We start from the raw sequence: 15,799 nt of genomic DNA on the forward strand, positions 1-15,799 counted from the left end.
CCCCCACGAGGAACCTGCCATGCGCCGTCGCCTGTTGCTGTCCTGCCTGTTGTCGCTGCTGTGGTCGCCCGCGCTGTTCGCGGCGCCGGTCGCCAAGCCGGTCGAATGGAAGATCGGCGCCGACACGTTCTCCGGCTATCTCGTCTACGACGACAGCGTGACGACGCCGCGCCCGGGCCTGGTGATGGTGCCCAACTGGAAGGGCGTGAACGATTCCGCCATCGAGAAGGCGCACCTCGTCGCGGGCGACGACTACGTGGTGCTGGTCGCCGATGTCTATGGCAAGGGCATCCGCCCGAAGACCGACGCTGAGGCCGGCCCGATTGCGACCGCGATGCGTGCCGATCGCCCGAAGCTGCGTGCCCGCGTGCAGAAGGCGGTCGACGTGCTGAAGCAGCAGCCGGCCACACTGGTGGATCACGCGCGCATCGGCGCGTTCGGCTATTGCTTCGGCGGCAGCACGGTGCTGGAACTCGTGCGAGCAGGCGACTCGCTCGCCGGCGTGGTCAGCCTGCATGGTGGCTTGGCGACCGATCTGCCGGCGGCGGGTGCAGCGAAGTCACCGGTGCTCGTGCTCAATGGTGCCGACGACACCTATGTGTCGGCCGCGGAAATCACCGCGTTCCAGGACGAAATGCGCAAGGCCGGTGCCGACTGGCAGTTCGTGAACTTCAGCGGCGCGGTGCACTGCTTCGCCGAGTCGGATGCGCAGAACCCGCCGGGCTGTGTCTATCACGAGCGCTCGGCCAAGCGCGCCTATCGGATGATGGCGGACTTCTTCAGCGAGGTTTTCGCGAAATGACGTGCGGCGCGGGTCAGTGCCCGCGCTCCACCGCATAGCGTGCCAGGCCGCGCAGGGCGGCCAGCGCATCGGATTCCGGCAGGCCTTCGAGGGCCTGCTCGGCCAGGGTGGCGTAGTGATGCGCGCGCTCGCGGCTGTACTCCAGTCCTCCGGTCCCACGGATGGCGGCGAGCACCTCGGGCATCGCCGCGGCATCGCCTTCCTGCACGATGGTGCGCAAACGGTCCGCAACGGTCGCGTCGGAATGGCGGATCGCGTGGATCAACGGCAGCGTGGCCTTGCCCTCGGCCAGGTCATCGCCCAGGTTCTTGCCCAGCGCCTCGGCGTCCGCCGTGTAATCCAACACGTCATCGGCAATCTGGAAGGCATAGCCCAGTGCCATGCCATAGTCGTAGAGCTTGCGCTGGATGTCGGCGTCCGCGCCCGAGGCCATGGCACCCAGCTGTGTGCCGGCCGCGAACAGCACGGCGGTCTTGCGCTCGATCACGCGCAGGTAGGCGGCCTCGTCGGTGTCCGGATTGTGGACGTGCAGCAGCTGCAGCACTTCGCCTTCGGCGATGCGGTTGGTCGTGTCGGCCAGCAGGCGCATCACGTCCATGCGGTCCAGTTCCACCATCAGCTGGAAGCTGCGCGAATAGAGGAAGTCGCCGACCAGCACGCTCGGCGCGTTGCCCCACAGCGCATTGGCCGTGCTGCGACCGCGGCGCAGGTCGGACTCGTCCACCACGTCGTCGTGCAGCAGGGTGGAGGTGTGGATGAACTCGATGATCGCCGCCAGCTGGTGGTGGTCCGGCGTGGTCGGGCTGCAGGCCTGTCCGGCCAGCACCACCAGCATGGGCCTCAGGCGCTTGCCGCCGGCAGAGATGATGTGGTCTGCGATCTGGTTGATCAGCACCACGTCCGAGGCCAGTCGGGCCCGGATGAGGGCGTCGACGGCGACCATGTCGGCCTGGGCCAGCGATTGGATGGCAGGCAGGGCCAGGGCGGTGCGGGAAGATTCGACGACGGACATAGGACGATGGGCCGGGAAGTCGCTGAATTATAGGCGCCCGTGTGCGGCAATGCCCTACATGCGGGCGGGTCGGGGGCCGATGGGAGGGGTCTGGCGGTTATACTTCACTGGTCTTTGCCCGCGCTCGGCGGGCATCCCTGAACGGATATCGATATGGCCCGCGGCATCAACAAAGTCATCCTGGTCGGCAATCTCGGCAACGACCCCGAAACCCGCTACACCCAGGGTGGCATGGCGATCACCCGGATCAGCCTGGCCACGACCAGCGTGCGCAAGGACAAGGATGGCAACCAGCAGGAGCGTACCGAATGGCACCGTGTGGTGTTCTTCGGCAAGCTCGGCGAGATCGCTGGCGAATACCTGCGCAAGGGCAGCTCGGTGTACGTGGAAGGCTCGATCCGCTACGACAAGTACACCGGCCAGGACGGGCAGGAGAAGTACTCCACCGACATCATCGCCGACGAGATGCAGATGCTCGGTGGCCGCGAAGGCGGTGGCGGTGGTGCGGGTGGTGGTGGCGATCGCCCGGCGCGTGCGCCGCGGCAGGACTACGGCAACCAGGGCGGTGGCGGCCAGCGCCGTTCCGCGCCCGCACCGGCCTCGCAGCCGGCACCGATGGACGACTTCGCGGACGACGACATCCCGTTCTGACCCGCACGCGCGTGTCAGCAACACGCTGCCGGCATCCTGACGAGGAGCAGTGAAGGTGTCGACATGGCTGGTGACCGGCGGGGCCGGGTTCATCGGAGGAAACTTCGTCCTGCGCGCCATCGCGCAGGGCGTGAAGGTGGTCAATCTCGATGCCCTGACCTATGCGGGCAATCCGGACACGCTGGCGTCCGTGCAGGACAATTCCCTGCACGTGTTCGTGCATGGCGACATCGGCGATCGTGCGCTGGTGTCGCGACTGCTGCAGGAGCACCAGCCTGACGCCGTGGTCAATTTCGCGGCGGAAAGCCACGTGGACCGCTCCATCGACGGGCCGGCCGCCTTCATCCAGACCAACGTGGTGGGCACGCTTGGATTGCTGGAAGCGACGCGGGACTACTGGAAAGCACTGGATCGCGAGCGAAGCGACCGGTTCCGTTTCCTGCATGTGTCCACCGACGAGGTTTACGGCTCGCTGGGTGACACCGGTGCGTTCACCGAGACGACGCCTTACGCGCCCAACTCGCCGTATTCGGCATCGAAGGCGTCTTCGGACCACCTGGTCCGCGCGTTCCACCACACGTACGGCCTGCCGGTGCTGACGACCCATTGTTCGAACAACTACGGTCCGTACCAGTTTCCGGAGAAACTCATCCCGTTGATCATCGCGCGCGCACTGGCCGATGAACCGCTGCCCGTCTACGGTGACGGCGGCAACATCCGTGACTGGCTGTTCGTCGATGACCACTGCAACGCGATCAGCCGCGTGATCGAGCAGGGGCGGGTGGGCGAGACCTACAACATCGGCGGGAATGCCGAGAAGCAGAATATCGAGGTCGTCCGCACGATCTGCGCGCTGCTCGACACCCGCGCGCCGCGCAGCGACGGCCAGCCGCACAGCAGCCGGATCGTCCTTGTCGAGGATCGGCCGGGGCATGATCGGCGTTATGCGATCGACGCCTCCAGGCTGAGGGACGAACTGGGCTGGGCACCGCACTACACGTTCGAACAGGGCATTGCCGAAACGGTGGACTGGTACCTGTCCAACCAGGCCTGGGTGGAGCGTGTCCTGGATGGCAGTTACCGCCTGCAGCGCATTGGCGCGGCGGTTTGAGAAGGCAGACGAGATGACGACACGAAAGGGCATCATCCTCGCCGGTGGATCCGGCACCCGCCTGTATCCACTGACGCACGCGGTCAGCAAACAACTGCTGCCGGTCTACGACAAGCCGATGATCTACTACCCGCTGAGCGCGCTCATGCTGGCGGGCATCCGCGATGTCCTGATCATCAACACGCCGCACGAACAGCCCCTGTTCAAGACGCTGTTGGGCGACGGCTCGCAATGGGGCATGACCTTCCGCTACGCCGTGCAGGAAAGTCCGGGCGGGTTGGCGCAGGCCTACCTGATCGGGCGGGAGTTCGTGGCCGGCGGCCCCAGTTGCCTGGTGCTCGGCGACAACATCTTCCACGGACATGGCCTGACCGAGATGCTGAAACGCGCCGACGCGAAGCCGAGTGGCGCGACGGTGTTCGGCTACTGGGTCAACGATCCGCAGCGTTACGGCGTGGCCGAGTTCGACGCCACCGGCAAGGTCGTGGGCATCGAAGAGAAACCGGCGCATCCGCGGTCCCACTACGCGATCACGGGGCTCTATTTCTACGACGGGCGTGCCAGCGAGTATGCCGCTTCGTTGAAGCCCTCCGCGCGTGGCGAGCTGGAGATCACCGATCTCAACCGCTGCTATCTCGACGCGGGCGACCTGCACCTGGACATGCTGGGACGCGGCCATGCCTGGCTGGATACGGGCACGCCGCAGTCGCTCCTCGAGGCATCCAATTTCATCGGCACCATCGAAGCGCGACAGGGGCTGCGCGTGTGCTGCCCGGAGGAGATCGCGTTCGGCAACGGCTGGATCGATGCGGCCCGGCTGGAAGCGCTTGCGGCCCGCCATGGGGCAAGTGGTTACGGAGACTATCTCCGCGCCCTCGTGACGCGCGGGACGACCTGATGCGGATCATCGAAACCTCGCTGCCCGGTTGCCGCGTGATCGAACCCGCCGTGTTCGAGGATGATCGCGGGTTCTTCTTCGAAAGCTGGAATGCGCAAACCGCCGCGCAGCATGGATTGCCGGAGACCTTCGTCCAGAGCAACGTGGCGGGTTCTGCGCGTGGCGTCCTGCGTGGCCTGCACTACCAGTGGCCCAACCCGCAGGGAAAGCTGGTGAGTGTGCTGGAAGGCGAGGTCTACGATGTGGCGGTCGACGTGCGCCAGGGATCGCCGACGTTCGGTCGCTGGACAGCCGTCGTACTGAGTGCGGCGAACCGGCGCCAGATGTGGATCCCCGAAGGCTTCGCGCACGGGTACGTGGTGCTCTCGGAGCGTGCGGTCTTCCACTATCTCTGTACCGCACCCTACGACAGGACGGCGGATGCTGCGATCCGCTGGGATGATCCTGCCATCGCCATCGGCTGGCCGGTGACGGAACCCATTCTGTCGCCGAAAGATACGCATGCGCCGTTGTTGGCCGATGTCGCGTCGGAGCGACTGCCGACCTGCGATCCATGAAGATCCTGCTGCTCGGCGCGAATGGTCAGGTAGGCCACGAGCTGAGGCGCAGCCTGGCACCGCTGGGCGACGCGGTCGCGGCGACGCGATCTGGCGTGCTGTCCGATGGCGGGACAGTCGAAGTCGCCGATTTGGATCGTCCTCGCGAGCTCGCCGGACTGGTCGAGCGCATAGCGCCCGATGTGGTGATCAACGCTGCCGCTTACACCGCGGTCGACAAGGCTGAAGACGACGTCGACGCCGCCTTCCGGGTGAATGCGGAGGCGCCTGGCTTGCTGGCGCTTGCATGCGCCGCGCGCGGGATTCCGTTCGTCCACTACTCCACGGACTACGTGTTCGATGGTGAGGCTTCCCGGCCGTATCGCGAAGACGACGCGACAGCGCCCCTCGGCGTATACGGCGCGAGCAAACTGGCGGGCGAGGAGGCAGTGCGCGCAGCAGGCGGGCCGCACCTGATCCTGCGTACGGCGTGGGTGTACGGTGTGCGCGGACATAACTTCCTGCGGACGATGCTGAGGCTGGCAGTCGAGCGCGACGAACTTCGCGTTGTTGCCGACCAAGTCGGCACGCCAACGCCCGCCTATCTGATTGCGGACACCACCGCACGCCTGCTCGCCTCACATCGGGCCGCACAAGGCACTCTGCACGTCACTGCCGCGGGTAGTACCAGCTGGCATGGTTTCGCGGAGGCCATCGTGGCCGGTGCGACCGAACGGGGATTGCTGCCGCGGGCGCCACGCGTAGTGCCCGTCGGAACAACCGACTTCCCGACGCGCGCCAAGCGGCCCGCGTACTCCCGAATGGCGGTGGGGAGGCTGGAGTCGTTGCTGGGGCCGATGCCCGGCTGGGAAGAGGGCGTGGGTCACGTGCTGGATCAGATAGCGTACGGCTAGCGGGTGATTGCGCCTTGTTGTGATGGCCGGCTATCGTCGCTACCCATCAGGGATAGGTTCAAGGGGAAGGGAGATGATCAGGGGAATCCTGGCTGCCATCGTGGCCGGTATTGCGCTCGCGTCGTTCAACGCGTCCGCGCAAGTCGATGTGGAGGCCTTCGTCCGCAAGGACAAGTTTGCCGACATCAAGCTATCGCCGAGCGGTGAGTTCTACGCTGCCACCGTCCGGCTCGAGGACCGGACGGGGCTGGCGATCATGCTGCGGAGCGGCAACAAGCTGACCGCGCATTTCGTGCTCGGCAAGAACACGCATGTCTCCGGTTTCTGGTGGGTCAATCCGGAGCGCGTGCTGATCGCGATCTCGGAGAAGTACGGTGCGCTCGACGAGCCGCAACCGACCGGTGAGCTGTATGGCATCAATGCTGATGGCACCCAATTGGAAATGCTGGTGGGGTATCGGGTCGAGAGCCGTGGTGCAGGAACCCGCATCCAGCCGAAGAAGGTCGAGGATGTCGCCGCGTTCCTGGTCGACACCCTGCCGGACGACGACAAGAACGTCATTATCTCGGTATGGCCCTTCAGCGAAGATCCTTATACGCGCGCGGAACGCATGGACGTTTACAGCGGACGGCGCACCCAGGTCGCGCGTGCACCTGTCCGACGCGCAAGCTTCGTGACCGATAATGCCGGCGTCGTGAGATTCACTAGTGGTGCCGGGGCAGACAATGTCCGCAAACTCTATTACCGCCCCGGTGATGCCTCCGAGTGGACGTTGATCAACGATGAGTCGGTTTCGGGCATCGGCGAGTACGCGATCGGCTTCTCCTCCGACAATCGCACGGCTTACCTGTTGACCGAGCAACGCAACGCTCCCACCTTGATCGTTGCGTATGACTTAGAAACAGGACAGCGAACGACCGTGCTGCAGGATGCGGTGGTCGATCCCCACAGCATCATATTCAGCGATGGCGTGACGGGTCTTGGCGCCGGCAGTAGGGGTGGACGCGTGCCGGTGGGCGCGCTCTACATGGATGGTCGCCCGCGTACCGCCTTCTTCGACAAGAATTCCAAGGAAGCCTTGCTGCAGCGGGAACTCGAGCACGCGTTCGCCGGGCATCTCGTCAGCATCACGTCCATCACTTCGGACGGCCGTGTCGCGCTGGTCCAAGTGTCCAGCGATCGGAATCCCGGCGACTTCTACCTGTTCCGAACCAACGAGAGGAAAGCGGACTATCTGCTGAGTCGTCGTGACTGGTTCGATCCTGACGCGATGGCTGAGTCTAAGCCAGTGCAGTGGATCGCCCGCGATGGCTTGGTACTGCACGGTTATCTGACGGTGCCGAAAGGGACTGAGCCACGCAATCTGCCATTGATCGTGCTGCCGCACGGAGGGCCTTTCGGCATCCGTGATACGTGGCACTTCAACGATGAAGCGCAGATGCTTGCGGGCGCGGGCTACGCCGTACTGCAACCAAATTTCCGTGGCTCAGGCGGTTATGGACGCGCCTTCCTGGAGGCAGGCGCGCGCCAGTGGGGGCTGGCCATGCAGGATGACGTCACCGATGCCACCCGATGGGCGATCCGGCAAGGCATAGCCGATCCACGTCGCATCTGCATCTACGGTGCGAGCTATGGTGCGTACGCGGCGCTGAGCGGCGTAGTCAAGGAGCCTGATCTCTATCGTTGCGCAGCCGGCTACGTCGGTGTCTATGACCTTCCGATGATGCAACGGGAGGATGCGCGGCAGAGTTTGCGCTTGGGACGGTGGTCGAAAGACTGGGTTGGTGAGGCAGCGGGACTCGCCGCGGTGTCTCCGGTCAACATGGCGCAGCGCGTCAAGGTGCCTGTGTTCATGGCGGCCGGCGGCGAGGATGAAGTTGCACCAATCAAGCACACCGAACTCATGGAGCGTCGGCTGAAAGCGGCTGGCGTCCCGGTAGAGACGCTCTATTACAAGACCGAGGGGCATGGCTTCTACGTGGAAGCCAACCAGCGGGAGTACTACACCAAACTGCTGGCCTTCTTTAATCGCCACTTGGGCGGCGCGAAGGCCAAGTAAGCCGCAGTGGTAGGTAGAAAGCGACGGCGCCGGAAAGCGCCGTCGTGATTTCAGGCGCGGCGCATCATCCGCTTCAGCAGGGGCGAGGCCACCAGCGCCAGCGCGCCGCAGGCCAGGCCGATCCACATCATCAGCCAGAACAGGTCGGCATAGCTGGCGGCGGCGTGTGCCAGGTCCCAGGCCTCGCCTTCCGGCACGTCAAGCGCGGCCAGCTTGCCGAACTGCGCGGCCAGCGTCTCCGAGAACGCGGTGCCGAGCAGCCACATGCCCATCATCAGACCGACGACGCGCGGCACCGACAGTTCGGTGACCGCCGCCAGGCTGACCGGTGCCAGGCACATCTCGCCGATCTCCAGCAGCAGGTAGGCCAGCACCAGCCACCACACGCTGGCCATCACGCCGGTGTCGCCGACCTGCTGCGCGGCAAGCGCCAGCGGCACGAACGACAGTCCGCCGAACACCAGGCCCAGCGCGCCCTTGAAGGGCTTGGACGGGTCGCGTCCGCGTCGGCCAAGTGCCGCCCACAGCCACGCGAAGACCGGCGCCAGCACCACCAGGAACAGCGCGCCCAGATAGGTCAGCGAGCCGGCCGTCTGCGGCAGGACGACGGAATCGCGCAACACCAGCAGCACCATCAGAGCCGCGGTCGCCAGGAAGATCGCGCGCGGCAACAGGCTGCCCGCACGGCGTTCGCTCGCGCGCACGGCGATGACGAAGGCCACCGGCATCGCCACCAGGCCCCAGGTCGACCACGGCGCGGTCCCGATGAACAGGCCGAGATTCGATGTCGGATTGTCCGACCACACCAGCACGCCCGGTGCGTGGACCAGCGACGGGAACAGATCCTTGGTCAGGAGCCGGTCGGTGAACATCACCCACGAGCCGTAGGTCTGCTCGTACAGGGTGAAGAACACCAGGCACATGGCGATCATCGCCATCAGCGCGATCATCTGTCGCCGCTGCACCGGCGTGCATTGCGTCGTGACGAACCAGACGAACCAGCCCAGCACCAGCATCAACACCACGAGCATCAGCACCAGCGCCAGCGAGAGTTCGCCCGCGAGCGCGAACGCGCCGTTGGCCGCCGCCCACATCAGCCACGCCAACGGCAGCACGCCCAGCAGCGCACCCAGGTAGATCGCCACCTCGCGCGGAAGCCCGAATAGGCTGACGCGCAACGCAGCAGGCGAAGGCGGTTCCGCGTGGCCCTGCAGATAGCGCTGGCCCCACAGGAACATCGCCAGGCCCAGCAGCATGCCGATGCCCGCCGCACCGAAGCCGTACTTCCAGCCCAGTGTTTCGCCCAAATAGCCGCACACCAGCGAAGAGAGCAGTGCACCGAGGTTGATGCCGGCGTAGAACAGGCTGAAGCCGCCATCGCGGCGCGGATCGCCGACCGGATACAGGCGCCCGACGATGCCAGTGACGTTCGGCTTCAGGAAGCCGACGCCCATGACAATCAGTGCCAGTGACAGGTACATCGTGCGCAGCGCGCCTTCGTCGCGCGTCACCACGCCGCCATTCGACACCGCCGCCGCACCTTCCAGCGCCATGCCGGCATGACCCGCGACCAGCAGCAGGCCGCCGAACACGACGGCCTTGCGCATGCCCAGCCAGCGGTCGGCGAGCAGGCCGCCGATCACCGGGATGCAGTAGACGAGTCCGCCGTAGGCACCGATCAGGTCGTAGCCCGCGCCGTCGGCGAACAGGTGGTACTTGGTCAGGTAGAGCAGCAGCAGCGCCTTCATCCCGTAGAACGAGAAGCGCTCCCACATCTCGGTGAAGAAGCAGACGTAGACGCCCTTGGGATGGCCCAGGAAGTCGTCGCGGCCGGCTACCGCGGGGGCAGGGTGGCTCAAGGGCCGCTCCGGTATCGGAAAACCCGGCGAGTATAGGCGCTACGCCCGTGCACGCGGCTGGACTTGCCGGGCAGCGGACGCTAGGTTGTCCGCTTTCTGCCATTCGGGAACGCGCCATGAGCTCGCCGGGGACCCCGCAACTTACCTTCCGCGCCGTCGTGCTGGCCATCGTGCTGGCCGTGGTGCTCTCCGCCGCCAACGCCTATCTGGGCCTGTTCGCCGGCCTGACCGTGGCCACCGCCATTCCCGCGGCGGTCGTGTCGATGGGCGTGCTGCGCCTGCTCGGCGGCGGCACGATCCTGGAGAACAACATCGTGCAGACCGGCGCGTCGGCCGGTTCGTCGATCGCGGCGGGCGTGATCTTCACGATCCCCGCGCTGATCATCCTGGGCTACTGGCAGGACTTCCAGTATTCGTGGGTGCTGGCCATCGCCGGCCTCGGCGGTCTGCTGGGCGTGCTGTTCTCGGTGCCGCTGCGCCGTTCGATGATCGTCGAAGAGCCGCTGCCGTTCCCCGAGGGCAAGGCCGCGGCCGAAGTGCTGAAGGCCGGCGAGAATCCCGGTCCCGGCCTGAAGATCCTCGCGTTCTCCGCCGCCATCGGCGCGGTGCTGAAGGTCGCCGCGCACAGCGGCATGCGCCTGATCCCCGACACCGCGGCCGGCGCGGGCTTCTTCGGCAAGTACCTCGGTTATCTGGGCACCAACCTGTCGCCGGCGCTGCTCGGCGTCGGCTACATCGTCGGCCTCAACATCGGCATCGTGGTGCTGTCCGGCAGCATCCTGTCGTGGCACATCGCCATTCCGCTCTACCACATGTTCTTCATGGGGACCGATCCCGCGCTGGCGCAGAGCATCGCGGGCGCAGGTGCGGAAGACGTGGCCGGTGCCATCTGGTCGGCCAAGATCCGTTACCTCGGCGTCGGCGCGATGCTGATCGGTGGCGTGTGGACGCTGTTCTCGCTGCGCAAGTCGCTGCTGTCCGGCGTGAAGAGCGGCATCGCCGCCGCGCGTGCGGGCTCGGGCGGCGCCGATGTCGCCGAAACCGACCGCGACCTGCCGATGAAGTGGATGCTGGTGGCGCTGGTGGTCTTCGTGTTGCCGCTGCTGCTGTTGTACCAGGCCATCGTCGGCATGTGGCACGTCAGCATTCCGATGGCGATCATCATGATCGTCGCCGGCTTCCTGTTCGTCTCGGTGTCCGCGTATCTCGCCGGTCTGGTGGGCTCGTCGAACAACCCGGTGTCGGGCATCACCATCGCGACCATCCTGTTCGCTTCGGTCGTGCTGTTGTTGCTGCTCGGCGAAAGCGGACGCATGGCGATCGGCGCGGGCGGCGCGCCGTTGGGTGCGGTGGCCGCGATCATGATCGGCGCGGTGGTGTGCTGCGCCGCGGCCGTGGGTGGCGACAACCTGCAGGATCTCAAGGCCGGTTACATCGTTGGTGCCACGCCGTGGAAGCAGCAGCTGATGCTGGGCATCGGTGCGTTCTCCTGCGCGCTGATCATGGCGCCGGTGCTGAACATCCTGTCCGAGGCCTACGGCATCGGCGCGCCGACGGCCGAGCACCCGAATCCGCTGTCTGCGCCGCAGGCCACGCTGATGGCGTCGGTCGCCAAGGGCCTGTTCGGCGGCGAACTGCCGTGGGGCATCATCGGCATTGGCGCGGTGATCGGCGCGATCATCATCGCGATCGACGAGGCGCTGAAGGCCAAGGGCAGCAGCTTCCGCGTTCCCGTGCTGGCCGCGGCCATCGGCATCTACCTGCCGCTGGAACTGATGGTGCCGATCTTCCTCGGTGGCCTGCTGGCCTACCTGGTCGAGAAGCGCCACGGCATGGTCGGCACAAAGGATGAGGAGGCACGCGATCGCCTGCATCGCCCGGGCACGCTGTTCGCCGCCGGTCTGATCACGGGCGAAGCGTTGATGGGCATCGCCGTCGGCGTGGCGATCTACGCCACCAAGGACCGCGACGTGCTGGTGCTGCCGGAGGCCTTCCAGCAGGGCGAGATCGTCGGCCTGGTGATCCTGGCGATCGTCGGCTGGTTGCTCTACCGCACCGGCGCCAAGTCGAAGGCGCTGGGCGAGGTCGAGCCGGGCCCCAAGTGAACTGACACACGGCGCAAAGGCGTGACCTGACGCCTTTGCGCCCCGGCGCGCTTAGCGCCTACCATCGGGGTTTCCCTGTTGCCGGAGCCCCGGATGAAGCTGAAATCCGCCCTGTTGCCCCTCTGCCTGCTGGCCGCGCTGCCGTCGCTGGCAGCCGCCCGCGGCCTTGATGCCCGCGACCTGCAGAAGCTGGACCGCGTGTCCTCGCCTGTCCTGTCGCCGGACGGCGCCCAGGTCGTCTTCGCCAAGCGCGTGGTCGATGCGGACGTGGTCAAGGCCAGCAGCAGCCTGTGGATCCGCCATCTGCTGACGCGCGACATGGCGCCGCCGAAGCGGCTGACCCCGGAGGGCTGGAGCGTCAACTCGCCATCGTTCTCGCCGGACGGCAAGACGGTCTACTTCCTCAGCGCCAAGTCCGGCACGCAGCAGCTGTATGCGCTGCCCGTCGCCGGTGGGACGCCGCGCCAGCTGACCGACTTCGCGCTGGATGTCGCCAGCTACAAACTCTCCCCGGACGGCAGCCGCGTACTGTTCAGCACCGACACCTTCGCCGACTGCAAGGCCGACTTCGCCTGCACGAAGAAGAAGCTTGACGACACCGCCGCGCGCAAGACGTCCGGCGTGGTCTACGACGGCCTGTTCGTCCGCCACTGGGATACCTGGGCCGATGGCCGCCGCAGCCGCCTGTTCGTGGCCGCGCTGCCGGAAGGCAAGGCCAAGCCGGTTGCCACCGCGACGTCGCTGACCGACCGCCTGGATGGCGATGCGCCGTCCAAGCCGTTCGGCGGTGCCGACGAATACACCTGGTCGCCCGATGGCGCCTCCGTCGTGGCCGCGGTGCGCGTGGCGGGCAAGGGTGAGGCATGGTCGACCAACTTCGACCTGTACCAGATCGCCGCAGACGGCAGCGCCGCACCGGTCAACCTGACCGCATCGAATCCGGCCTGGGACACCGGCCCGGTGTTCAGCGCCGATGGCAAGACGCTGTTCTACCGCGCGATGAAGCGACCCGGTTTCGAAGCCGACCGCTTCGGCCTGATGGCGATGGACCTGGCGACCAAGCAGGTGCGCGAGATCGCGCCGTCGTGGGACCGCTCCGCCGACGGCATCGTGCTGTCGAAGGACGGCACCACGATCTACACCAGTGCGCAGGACGTCGGCCAGCATCCGCTGTTCGCCGTCGAGGTCGCCAGCGGCGCGGTGAAGCAGGTCGTGGGCGAGGGCAGCGTGTCGGCGTTCGACATCGCCGGCGACACACTCGCCTTCACCCGCAACACGCTGAAGAGCGGCGACCAGCTGTACACCACCTCGCTGGCGGGCGCGCCGCTGCGCGCTATCACGCCGAGCGCGGGGGAATCGCTGAAGGACGTGTCGTTCGGTGACTTCGAGCAGTTCACCTTCAAGGGCTGGAACAACCAGACCGTGCACGGCTACGTGGTCAAGCCGCACGACTATGTCGAAGGCCAGAAGTATCCGGTCGCCTTCCTGATCCACGGTGGCCCGCAGGGCAGCTTCGGCAATGGCTGGAGCTATCGCTGGAATCCGCAGACTTACGCGGGTCAGGGCTATGCGGTGGTGATGATCGATTTCCACGGCTCCACCGGTTACGGCCAGGCCTTCACCGACGCGATCAGCGAGCACTGGGGCGATCGTCCGCTGGAAGACCTGCAGAAGGGATGGGCCGCGGCGCAGCAGAAATACACGTTCCTCGATGGCGACAACGCCTGCGCGCTGGGCGCGAGCTATGGCGGTTACATGATCAACTGGATCGCGGGCAACTGGAACGAGCCGTGGAAGTGCCTGGTCAACCACGACGGCGTGTTCGACATCCGCTCGATGGGCTACGTGACGGAAGAACTGTGGTTCACCGAGTGGGAGAACGGCGGCACGCCGTACGACGTGCCGAAGAACGTCGAGAAGTTCAACCCGGTCAACCATATCGCCAAGTGGCGCGTGCCGATGCTGGTGGTGCAGGGCGAGAAGGACTACCGCGTGCCGGTGGACCAGGGCCTGTCCACGTTCACCGCGCTGCAGCGCAAGGGCATCGACTCGAAGCTGCTGTACTTCCCCGATGAGAACCACTGGGTGCTGAAGCCGCAGAACAGCATCCTGTGGCACGACACCGTCAACGCCTGGCTGAAGCAGCACATCGGCCGCTGAGGCCTGCATCGAAGGGCCGGTCACCCCGGCCCTTTTTCTTTGACTGAAGGAGTACGCCGCCGATGGCGATCGAAGCCACCGAACCCTCCACCGCGCTGATCCAGAACGACATCGTCCTGTTCGGCCTCATCGCCGCCACGCTCGGCATCGTCTTCTGGACGTCCTCGCGCGAAACGGGCTTCTTCAAGAAGTTCTACACCTATGTGCCGGCGTTGCTGCTGTGCTACTTCATTCCCGGCATCTACAACAGCGTCGGGCTGATCGATGGCAACGCCAGCAGCCTCTACAACCCGGTCGCCAGCCGCGTGTTGCTGCCGGCGGCCCTGGTGTTGCTGACGCTGACGATCGACCTGAAAGGCGTGCTCAGGCTGGGGCCCAAGCTGTTGGCCATGTACGCCGGAGCGTCGATCAGCGTGATGCTGGGTGCGTGGGTGGCGTTCTGGCTGATGGGACTGATACATCCGGAAACCATCGCAGGCGACACCTGGGGTGGCATGGCGGCGCTGGCGGGCAGTTGGATCGGCGGGGGCGCCAATATGCTGGCGATGAAGGAAGTCTTCGCGGTCGACGAGACCACGTTCGGCCAGTTTGTCGTCGTCGACGTCAGCGTGGGCTACGTCTGGATGGGGGTGCTGATCTTCCTGGCCAACCGTGCGCAGGCGATCGACGCGCGCACCGGTGCGGACACGCGCGCGATCGAGGACCTCAAGGAGCGCCTGGCCAACTACCAGAAGCAGCACGAACGGGTGACGACGCTGCCTGACCTGATGGTCATCCTCGGTATCGCGTTCGGTGTCGTCGGTCTTTCCCATGCCATCGCCGGTCCCGCTTCGTCGTGGTTCGCACAGAACGTGTCGTGGGCGAAGCAGGTCAGCCTGCACGAGCCCTTCGTCTGGGTCGTGGTGCTGTCGACGTTCGTCGGCCTGGGCCTGAGCCTGACCCGAGCCCGCACGCTCGATGGCGCGGGTGCATCCAAGATCGGCGCGTTGTTCCTGTACATCCTGATCGCCTGCATCGGCATGCAGATGGATATCGGCTCGCTGGCCGACAAGCCGTGGCTGATCGCACTGGGTCTGATCTGGATCCTCGTCCACATCGTGCTGCTGGCGCTGCTCGCCAAGCTGCTGCGGGTGCCGTTCTTCTATTTCGCGATGGGATCGCAGAGCAACATCGGTGGCCCGGCCTCGGCACCGGTGGTGGCGACCGTCTTCCACCCCTCGCTGGCGCCGGTGGGCGCGTTGCTCGGCGCGTTGGGTTACGCGACCGGTACTGTCGCCGCCTACGTGGTCGGTGTCGTACTGCGGGGGATGGCGGGTCAGGGCTGACGAAGGAATCCCTGTAGGAGCGACGTAAGTCGCGACGTTGATGTTTCCGGTCGCGACTCACGTCGCTCCTACAGGAAAGCCGGAATGAAAAAGGCGAAGCCATCGGCTTCGCCCTTCTTGTTTCTCCCGGATCCCGCTGACTCAGCAGCAGCGGAACCCGCTCTTGCCGCCGAACCTGGCCTCCTGCCGCTCGCGGAAGAAGGTCTTGTAGTCCATCGGCTCGCGGTCGGGGTGTTTCTCCAGGATGTGCCGGACGTAGTTGTCGTAGTCCGGCACACCGCAGCAGAGCCGCGCGGTCTGCACCAGCCTCCGCCACACACGCTTGTGTGCGGCGAAGTGCGAGAGCGGGACGAGTGCGGTGCCCATG

The 15,799-nt window shown here is 66.0% G+C and carries 13 protein-coding genes; 10 read left to right on the forward strand and 3 right to left on the reverse strand.

Going from position 1 to position 15,799, the window contains the following annotated elements; translation table 11 throughout:
* Window positions 1–19: 19 nt before the first annotated feature.
* The gene (locus IB225_RS11470; RefSeq protein ID WP_192311373.1) at window positions 20–802 is read left to right on the forward strand and encodes a dienelactone hydrolase family protein; all 783 of its coding nucleotides are present in this window, start codon (window positions 20–22) and stop codon (window positions 800–802) included.
* Between the two features lie 13 nt (window positions 803–815).
* Here the strand turns inward: IB225_RS11470 and IB225_RS11475 are convergent, their stop codons facing one another.
* Entirely contained in the window at window positions 816–1,814 is a 999-nt protein-coding gene (locus tag IB225_RS11475; protein WP_192311374.1) for a polyprenyl synthetase family protein, read from the reverse strand.
* Window positions 1,815–1,967: 153 nt separating this feature from the next.
* On the opposite strand from IB225_RS11475, the gene IB225_RS11480 reads away from it, so the two are divergent.
* The 6 genes from IB225_RS11480 to IB225_RS11505 all read left to right on the forward strand — a co-directional run bounded on the left by IB225_RS11480 (window position 1,968) and on the right by IB225_RS11505 (window position 7,983).
* Window positions 1,968–2,465 carry a single-stranded DNA-binding protein gene (locus IB225_RS11480; RefSeq protein ID WP_192311375.1) on the forward strand — a complete coding sequence of 166 codons (498 nt, stop codon included), beginning with the start codon at window positions 1,968–1,970 and terminating at the stop codon, window positions 2,463–2,465.
* Window positions 2,466–2,520: 55 nt separating this feature from the next.
* On the forward strand, window positions 2,521–3,576 hold the full coding sequence (rfbB, locus tag IB225_RS11485) for a dTDP-glucose 4,6-dehydratase (RefSeq protein WP_192311376.1): 1,056 nt from the start codon (window positions 2,521–2,523) through the stop codon (window positions 3,574–3,576).
* A 13-nt stretch (window positions 3,577–3,589) separates the two neighbouring features.
* Window positions 3,590–4,474: a glucose-1-phosphate thymidylyltransferase RfbA gene (rfbA, locus tag IB225_RS11490; protein ID WP_192311377.1), complete on the forward strand. Its 885-nt coding sequence runs from the start codon at window positions 3,590–3,592 to the stop codon at window positions 4,472–4,474.
* Window positions 4,474–5,031 (forward strand): dTDP-4-dehydrorhamnose 3,5-epimerase, encoded by a 558-nt coding sequence (rfbC, locus tag IB225_RS11495; RefSeq protein ID WP_192311378.1) that lies wholly within the window; start codon window positions 4,474–4,476, stop codon window positions 5,029–5,031. Before rfbA ends, rfbC begins: the two co-directional genes overlap by 1 nt.
* Complete coding sequence (gene rfbD, locus IB225_RS11500; protein WP_192311379.1) at window positions 5,028–5,924, forward strand: dTDP-4-dehydrorhamnose reductase; 897 nt, start codon at window positions 5,028–5,030, stop codon at window positions 5,922–5,924. Before rfbC ends, rfbD begins: the two co-directional genes overlap by 4 nt.
* A gap of 73 nt (window positions 5,925–5,997) precedes the next feature.
* A complete protein-coding gene (locus IB225_RS11505) occupies window positions 5,998–7,983 on the forward strand; it encodes a S9 family peptidase (RefSeq protein ID WP_192311380.1) in 1,986 nt (661 codons plus the stop codon).
* A gap of 50 nt (window positions 7,984–8,033) precedes the next feature.
* Here IB225_RS11505 and IB225_RS11510 read toward each other — a convergent pair whose 3' ends face one another.
* Complete coding sequence (locus tag IB225_RS11510) at window positions 8,034–9,842, reverse strand: oligopeptide:H+ symporter (protein WP_225583702.1); 1,809 nt, start codon at window positions 9,840–9,842, stop codon at window positions 8,034–8,036.
* Between the two features lie 116 nt (window positions 9,843–9,958).
* On the opposite strand from IB225_RS11510, the gene IB225_RS11515 reads away from it, so the two are divergent.
* The 3 genes from IB225_RS11515 to IB225_RS11525 all read left to right on the forward strand — a co-directional run bounded on the left by IB225_RS11515 (window position 9,959) and on the right by IB225_RS11525 (window position 15,432).
* The gene (locus IB225_RS11515) at window positions 9,959–11,947 is read left to right on the forward strand and encodes an oligopeptide transporter, OPT family (protein WP_192311381.1); all 1,989 of its coding nucleotides are present in this window, start codon (window positions 9,959–9,961) and stop codon (window positions 11,945–11,947) included.
* A gap of 93 nt (window positions 11,948–12,040) precedes the next feature.
* Entirely contained in the window at window positions 12,041–14,107 is a 2,067-nt protein-coding gene (locus IB225_RS11520) for a S9 family peptidase (protein ID WP_192311382.1), read from the forward strand.
* Between the two features lie 62 nt (window positions 14,108–14,169).
* A complete protein-coding gene (locus IB225_RS11525) occupies window positions 14,170–15,432 on the forward strand; it encodes a DUF819 family protein (protein WP_192311383.1) in 1,263 nt (420 codons plus the stop codon).
* 141 nt (window positions 15,433–15,573) lie between these two features.
* Here IB225_RS11525 and IB225_RS11530 read toward each other — a convergent pair whose 3' ends face one another.
* On the reverse strand, window positions 15,574–15,798 hold the full coding sequence (locus IB225_RS11530) for a CstA-like transporter-associated (seleno)protein (protein ID WP_192311384.1): 225 nt from the start codon (window positions 15,796–15,798) through the stop codon (window positions 15,574–15,576).
* Window position 15,799 lies beyond the last annotated feature (1 nt).

Source organism: Pseudoxanthomonas sp. PXM02, assembly GCF_014851805.1.
GTDB lineage: Bacteria > Pseudomonadota > Gammaproteobacteria > Xanthomonadales > Xanthomonadaceae > Pseudoxanthomonas_A.

What these genes read in the sequence shown, in the direction of transcription:
- IB225_RS11530 (WP_192311384.1), bottom strand. Translation starts at nt 15,798, where the DNA reads ATGGGCACCGCACTCGTCCCGCTCTCGCACTTCGCCGCACACAAGCGT.
- IB225_RS11520 (WP_192311382.1), top strand. Translation starts at nt 12,041, where the DNA reads ATGAAGCTGAAATCCGCCCTGTTGCCCCTCTGCCTGCTGGCCGCGCTG.
- rfbA (WP_192311377.1), top strand. Translation starts at nt 3,590, where the DNA reads ATGACGACACGAAAGGGCATCATCCTCGCCGGTGGATCCGGCACCCGC.
- IB225_RS11470 (WP_192311373.1), top strand. Translation starts at nt 20, where the DNA reads ATGCGCCGTCGCCTGTTGCTGTCCTGCCTGTTGTCGCTGCTGTGGTCG.
- IB225_RS11480 (WP_192311375.1), top strand. Translation starts at nt 1,968, where the DNA reads ATGGCCCGCGGCATCAACAAAGTCATCCTGGTCGGCAATCTCGGCAAC.
- rfbD (WP_192311379.1), top strand. Translation starts at nt 5,028, where the DNA reads ATGAAGATCCTGCTGCTCGGCGCGAATGGTCAGGTAGGCCACGAGCTG.
- IB225_RS11475 (WP_192311374.1), bottom strand. Translation starts at nt 1,814, where the DNA reads ATGTCCGTCGTCGAATCTTCCCGCACCGCCCTGGCCCTGCCTGCCATC.
- rfbC (WP_192311378.1), top strand. Translation starts at nt 4,474, where the DNA reads ATGCGGATCATCGAAACCTCGCTGCCCGGTTGCCGCGTGATCGAACCC.
- IB225_RS11505 (WP_192311380.1), top strand. Translation starts at nt 5,998, where the DNA reads ATGATCAGGGGAATCCTGGCTGCCATCGTGGCCGGTATTGCGCTCGCG.
- IB225_RS11515 (WP_192311381.1), top strand. Translation starts at nt 9,959, where the DNA reads ATGAGCTCGCCGGGGACCCCGCAACTTACCTTCCGCGCCGTCGTGCTG.
- IB225_RS11525 (WP_192311383.1), top strand. Translation starts at nt 14,170, where the DNA reads ATGGCGATCGAAGCCACCGAACCCTCCACCGCGCTGATCCAGAACGAC.